The sequence below is a fragment of the Desulfobacula sp. genome (assembly GCF_021107415.1).
On the sequence record NZ_JAIOSW010000164.1, the window covers coordinates 1 to 6,764 of the forward strand.

Annotated in this window: 5 protein-coding genes; 1 reads left to right on the forward strand and 4 read right to left on the reverse strand. The window is 40.7% G+C overall.

The genetic code is table 11. From position 1 onward, the window contains the following. Both dnaE and guaB read right to left on the reverse strand, forming a co-directional pair. Nucleotides 1-2,570 (reverse strand): DNA polymerase III subunit alpha (gene dnaE / locus K8S13_RS09010; protein WP_291462070.1); only part of this gene is annotated, 2,570 nt, incomplete at its 3' end. Between the two features lie 6 nt (nt 2,571-2,576). After that, entirely contained in the window at nt 2,577-4,046 is a 1,470-nt protein-coding gene (gene guaB, locus K8S13_RS09015; RefSeq protein WP_291462071.1) for an IMP dehydrogenase, read from the reverse strand. A 257-nt stretch (nt 4,047-4,303) separates the two neighbouring features. On the opposite strand from guaB, the gene K8S13_RS09020 reads away from it, so the two are divergent. Beyond that, nucleotides 4,304-4,912 carry an L-threonylcarbamoyladenylate synthase gene (locus tag K8S13_RS09020; RefSeq protein WP_291462072.1) on the forward strand — a complete coding sequence of 203 codons (609 nt, stop codon included), beginning with the start codon at nt 4,304-4,306 and terminating at the stop codon, nt 4,910-4,912. Here the strand turns inward: K8S13_RS09020 and sppA are convergent. After that, nucleotides 4,850-5,752 carry a signal peptide peptidase SppA gene (sppA, locus tag K8S13_RS09025; RefSeq protein ID WP_291462074.1) on the reverse strand — a complete coding sequence of 301 codons (903 nt, stop codon included), beginning with the start codon at nt 5,750-5,752 and terminating at the stop codon, nt 4,850-4,852. The two genes, K8S13_RS09020 and sppA, sit on opposite strands and share 63 nt — an antisense overlap. A 105-nt stretch (nt 5,753-5,857) precedes the next feature. Continuing rightward, on the reverse strand, nt 5,858-6,764 hold a 907-nt coding region (locus K8S13_RS09030; RefSeq protein ID WP_291462076.1), incomplete at its 5' end, for a S1 RNA-binding domain-containing protein.

The window sequence follows — 6,764 nt, forward strand, 5'->3', positions numbered from 1 at the left end:
ATGCTTTCGTATTCACCTTCTTTGCTTCTTGATTCAACAATGGACTCAATGGCTGCATCACCTATGTTTTTTACTGCAGCAAGACCAAATCTAATGCATCCGTCAGACACGATAAAATGGGCGTCACTTTTATTTACATCCGGCGGTAAAACTTTAATATCATGTCTTCGGCACTCATCCATGTATTTGATAACAGCATCAGAATTATTTCTCTCACTGGTCATTAAGGCCGCAATAAACTCAAGGGCAAAATTGGCCTTTAAATAAGCCGTTTGATAAGCGATGAGGGCATAGGCCGCACTATGGGACTTATTAAAGCCGTATCCACCAAATTTTTCCATCAAATCAAAAAGTTCTGCAGCCTTTTTAAGATCATGGTTATTTTCTTTAGCCCCTTTCAGGAACAGCGCTCGATGCTCTTCCATCATGGAAACTATCTTTTTCCCCATGGCTTTTCGAAGTCCGTCTGCATCTGCCATTGAATAATTGGCAATCACAGCAGCTATTTTCATAACCTGTTCCTGGTAAAGAATCACCCCATAGGTTTCTTTTAATACCGGTTCAAGTTCATTAAAAAGGTAGACCACGTCTTCATGCCCATGTTTTCTCTCAACATAGGTAGTTGCCATACCACTGTCCAAAGGACCCGGGCGATAAAGGGCCACCAGAGCGACAATATCTGAAAAGCTTGCCGGTTTAAGTCTTGAAATCAGATCCTTCATGCCGGAACTTTCAAGCTGGAATACACCTGTGGTGTCGGCTCTTTGCAACAACTCAAAGGTTTTGGCATCAGTGTAATCAAGATTTAAAAGATCCGGTGGTGTTTTCCCCTGTTTTTTAATCAGATCGATACAATTTTTTATAACAGTAAGGTTTCTTAACCCTAGAAAATCAAATTTAACCAACCCCAGCTTTTCAACATAATTCATGTCAAACTGGGTCACGGTTTCACCCTCTTTACCTTTATACAGTGGCAGATATTCGTTCAAAGGTTTATCAGAAACCACAACGCCGGCTGCATGGGTGGAGGCATGTCTTGGCAACCCTTCCAAAAGAAGAGATACTTCCAGCATCTGGATTTTTTCTTCGGACTCAGCACATTTTTCCCGAATTTTTGGGACTTCTTCAATGGCCTTTGTCAGGTTCTTGGCATTATCCGGGATCATTTTAGCAATTTCATCCACTTCGGATAAAAGAACCCCGATAGCCCTGCCCACATCCCTGATGACAGCTTTGGCCTTCAGCTTTCCAAAGGTTATAATCTGGCAGACATACTCAGGACCGCCATACCGGTCAATGACATATTTATAAACCTGATCCCGTCCTTCGATACAAAAATCCACATCAATATCCGGCATGCTCATACGGGAAGGATTTAAAAATCTTTCAAAGATCAGTCCATGCTCTATGGGATCAAGGGCTGTAATATCCATTGCATAGGCCACCATGGAGCCAGCAGCAGATCCCCTTCCAGGCCCCACAGGTACATTGATCTTTTTTGAGTATTCTATAAAATCAGCAACAATTAAAAAATATCCGGGAAATCCCATACCAAGGATCACACCGATCTCATACTCAATTCGATCCCGGTAAACCTGCTCGTCAATATCTGGATTTGAAGTTTTGATGATCTTAAGCTTTTTTTCAAACCCTTCCATGGCTTTTTTCTTAAAAATCTCATCCTCAGATTCTTCTTTGGATGTGGCATATCGCGGGAAGTGATAGGTCTTGTCATCAAATTCAACATTGCATTTAGACATCACTTGTCTTGTGTTCTCAATGGCTCCCGGATAATGACCAAGCGTTTCGATCATCTCCTGCTGAGATTTAAAATAAAGCTGGTCAGAATCAAATTTAAATCTGTTTTGATTGGTAACAGTGTCTCCTGTCTGAATGCAAAGCAGTATTTCATGAGCTTTATCATCACCCTTGGAAAGATAGTGACAGTCATTGGTGGCCACCATGGGAATAGACAGCCGCCCACTGATATCAAGAAGTCCTTCATTGACCTTATGCTGAATTTTCATTCCATTTTCCTGGACCTCCAGAAAAAAATTTCCCTCTTCAAAAGTATTCAGATAAAATTTGGCTGCATCATCTGCAGCATCCATCCTGTTCTGGATAATATTTTGGGGAATGTCCCCTTTAAGGCAGGCAGAAAGGCCGATCAATCCTTTTGAATGGTTAACAAGTAATTCCTTGTCAATTCTTGGCTTATAATAGAACCCTTTGAGTTGTGCAATGGATACTAGTTTGCAAAGATTGGTATATCCTTCACGGTCTTTTGCCAGAAGAACCAAATGGGTCAATCCCTTGTGATCCAACTGGGTTCTGTCATTCAAAGTTCTGGGGGCCACATAGACTTCGCACCCAATAATCGGTTTGACGGATTCTTTCCTGGCTTTTTCATAAAATGCTGCAACACCGAACATGGTGCCGTGATCCGTCATGGATACGGCGTCCATTCCATATTCATGGCATTTTTTAAATAAGGAGTCCAGCCTTATGGCGCCATCAAGAAGTGAATACTCTGTATGAAGATGAAGGTGATAAAATTGTGATTTAGTCATTCTCGTTTAACTGCTTTCAACCCTGTAATTCGGCGCCTCTTTGGTAATGATAACATCATGTACATGGCTTTCCTTAAGCCCTGCTGAACTGATCTTAACAAATCTTGCCTTTTCATGAAGTTCATCAATTGTAGCCGCTCCCAGGTATCCCATACCGGCCTTGAGTCCGCCAATCATCTGTACAATATTTTCTCTGACTGTTCCTCTATAGGGGATTCTGCCGACAATACCTTCAGGAACAAGTTCTTCGTCTTGACCTGTATCTTTCTGGTAGTACCGATCTGAACTGCCCTTTCTCATGGCTTCAACAGAGCCCATCCCTCGGTATGCCTTATAAGAACGGCCCTGATAAATAACCATTTCACCCGGGCTTTCTTCTGTACCTGCCAGAAGACTTCCCAGCATTACCGAATCAGCACCGGCTCCCAGGGCTTTGGAAATATCACCGGAAAATTTGATACCCCCATCGGCGATGATGGGAACTCCGGTTGACTTTGAAATTTCTTTACAGTTCTGAATAGCCGTCAATTGCGGCACACCCACGCCTGCAACAATACGGGTCGTACAAATGGAACCCGGACCAATACCGATCTTTACCGCATCAGTTCCCGCATCTATCAAGGCTTTGGCACCCGCTTCCGTCGCTACATTGCCGGCAATAAGCTGGCAGGCTGGGAAGCTGTGTTTTATAGTTTTAATTGCATCAATTACATTTTTTGAATGGCCGTGGGACGTGTCAATGACAAGGGCATCCACTCCTGCTTTTAACAAGGCTTCAACCCTTTGCATCATGTCGGAACCAACCCCTATGGCACCGCCTGCCCTTAACCGTCCTAAAGAGTCTTTGCATGCATTAGGATATTTTTTTATTTTTTCAATATCTTTTATGGTGATCAGCCCTTTGAGCTTACCTGCTTTATCAACCACCAGAAGCTTTTCAATTCTATGTTTGTGAAGCATAACTTTAGATTCTTCAAGGGTACATTTTTCCGGAACAGTCACCAGGTTTTCACTGGTCATCACTTCTCTTGTAGGTTTTTCAAGCTGGGTCTCAAATCTTAAGTCCCTGTTGGTCACAATACCGACAAGCTTATCCTCTTCAGTCACAGGAATACCGGAGATCCTGTATTTGGCCATAATTTTCAAAACTTCTGAAATGGGAACATCGGGATGGACTATAACGGGATCAACAATCATTCCGCTTTCCGATTTTTTTACCCGGTCAACTTCAATTGACTGCTCTTCAATACTTAAGTTTCTATGGATGAACCCCAATCCCCCTGCCCTTGCCATACTGATGGCGGTCAATGCTTCAGTAACCGTATCCATGGCCGCACAGACAATGGGAATATTCAGCGCAAGCTCTTTGGTCGAGCGTGTATGGGTCTTAACTTCATCGGGCAGGATGGCTGAATAGCCGGGTAACAAGAGGACGTCATCAAATGACAGCCCTTCCCCAAATACTATATTAGACATAAGTTAACCTCCGGAAAGGAAAATGTTTATTGATACTATTAAGCCGGCAATCTAAAGAGGTTTAAACCATCAGCCTTATTTAAAAATCAAATCAGTATATAAACACGTACTCTTACTAAAAATCATGCTTTTTAGCAAGATGAATATTGATTGACATAAATAGTTTTTATCGATAGTTTAACTCTTGCTGATTTTAGTGTGTATAAATTTATTTAATTTGGAAATGAATCAAAGGAAAACGGGATAAAGAATAACTCATGCTGTTAAAGATCAATCCTCAAAATCCCCAGGAACGTCAAATTTCAAGGGTAGTAGATATTATCAAAAAAGGCGGGATTGTGGCATATCCAACTGATACATTTTATGGTATCGGATGTGATATTATGAATAAAAAAGCCATTGAAAAAATTTATGCCATAAAACAACGTAATAAAAATAAACCATTTAGTTTTATCTGTCCTGATTTAAAAAATATTTCCAAATATGCTAAAATTTCCAACTTTGCATATAGAAACATGAAAAGACTATTGCCGGGACCTTATACATTTATTCTGACCGGCTCAAAATTGGTTCCAAAAATGATGCTGACCAAGCGAAGAACAGCCGGCATAAGGGTCCCGGATAATGAGATTGCTTTGGCAATCGCTAATGGGCTTGGCCACCCGATCCTTTCAACCAGCGCCACCCATCCAGATGGACAAGTTTTCGAAGACCCATCACTGCTTCATGACTATTTCATAAAAACCATTGATGTGGTTATTGACGGCGGACCTGTTTCGGGATTTCCGTCAAGTGTTGTCTCTTTAATTGATGATATACCTGAGATTATCCGTTACGGTGCCGGAGATGTTGATATCTTTGAATAAAGTGTCTGCAAGTTTTTTGAAAAAAGTAATTGTATCTTCTTTGGGATAAACAGGCTTTAATTCCCCTTTGATATTAGCCATTTCCCCTGCCCATTGGACTGCATCATCCAGATTTCCCAGGCGGTCAATCAATTTTAACTTGAGAGCTTTTTGACCAGTATAAACTCTCCCGTCAGCAAGCGTTGCCATTGTCGGAACATCCATACCCCTTGCGGTTGCAGTGTCATTAACAAATTGAAGGTGAAGCTCGTCTACCAGTGCTTGAAAAATTTTCTTTTCCGATTCTTTAAGTTCTCTTAAAGGAGACCCCATATCTTTAAATTCACCACTTTTAATCACAATAGGAGATATACCGATTTTTTTAGCAATTTCCATAATATTGACATATTCCATAATCACCCCAATACTCCCGGTGAGGGTTCCGGGATTGGCAACTATTCCATCAGTTGCAGAAGCAATATAGTATCCACCCGAGGCAGCAACCGATCCCATGGAGGTGATTATTTTTTTATCGGCTTTGATTTTCATGATTTCACGATAGATTTCCTGGGAAGGTCCAATTCCCCCGCCAGGCGAGTCGATTCTTAAAATTATGGCTTTAATATCATTATTATCCTTAAAGACCTTAATGTTGCGAATAATTTTTTTTGAAGACAATATCATTCCATTGATTTCTACAATACCGATATTGCCGCTGGATGAAGTGTACTGCCTGGCAAATTGAGTGTTCAGCATTTTTGAACCAAATGATACAAAAACAAGAAATCCTATGAATGTAATAGTGAAACAGAATGAAATAATCATTAAGAAAAATAAGAATGGATGTCTTCGGGCAAACATATCAAAGTCCTAATAATCGGTTAAAAATAAAGGCCGGATCAACTTTAAGGTTGTCCGGCCTTTATACACTATTTAGCACTCGATAACAACAGGTTCGAGTTTGTGTTATTCTTTTTCAGTTTTTTTAGGTTCTTCATCTCCCGATTTATCAATGTCGGGTTGATCAGTTTCTTCACTGTCCTGATTTTGTACATCCTGAACTTTATTTGCTTCAATTTGCTCCTGAATATTGGTTCTCAGAATTTCACCAAAAGAGGATGTGGCTGGTTTCATGTTTTTAGCAAACTCTTCAAGATATTTATCATCATCGTCTTCTTCAAGGCGTTTAATTGAAAGGCCGATACGTCTTTCATCACTGTTGATGTTCATTACTTTAGACGTAATTGTTTCACCGATTTTGTAATGATCTTTTGGACTTTTGACATTCTCTTTGCTGATTTCAGATACATGAACAAGACCTTCAATACCCTCTTCAAGTTCGATAAATACACCAAAGTCAGTCAGATTAGTGATAACACCGGATATCTCTTTACCGACTTCATAGCGCAGGGCCACTGATTCCCATGGATCTGCCTGGGTCTGCTTGATACCCAGAGAAAATCTTTCATTGGATTTGTCGATATCAAGAACAACTGCCTGGATAGTTTCATTTTTCTTATATACCTCAGACGGATGTTTGATTCTCTTTGTCCAGGAAATATCTGAAATATGGACCAGACCGTCAATATCATCATCAATTCCGATAAAAAGACCAAATTCAGTGATATTTTTAATTCTACCCTCAATAATGGTACCCACCGGATATTTCTGAGAAATAACTTCCCATGGATTATCTACAGTCTGTTTAATCCCCAGGGAAATTCTTCTGTGATCCGGCTTCAGGTCCAGTACAACCGCTTCGAGTTGTTCACCAACCGTTACCCGCTGGGATGGATGCCGAATCTTCCTTGTCCAGGACATTTCAGACACGTGAATGAGTCCTTCAACACCCTCTTCAAGCTCAATGAATGCA

Excerpts from the sequence above, each read along its gene's own strand:
- sppA (WP_291462074.1), bottom strand. The coding sequence starts at position 5,752 with ATGTTTGCCCGAAGACATCCATTCTTATTTTTCTTAATGATTATTTCA.
- guaB (WP_291462071.1), bottom strand. The coding sequence starts at position 4,046 with ATGTCTAATATAGTATTTGGGGAAGGGCTGTCATTTGATGACGTCCTC.
- K8S13_RS09020 (WP_291462072.1), top strand. The coding sequence starts at position 4,304 with ATGCTGTTAAAGATCAATCCTCAAAATCCCCAGGAACGTCAAATTTCA.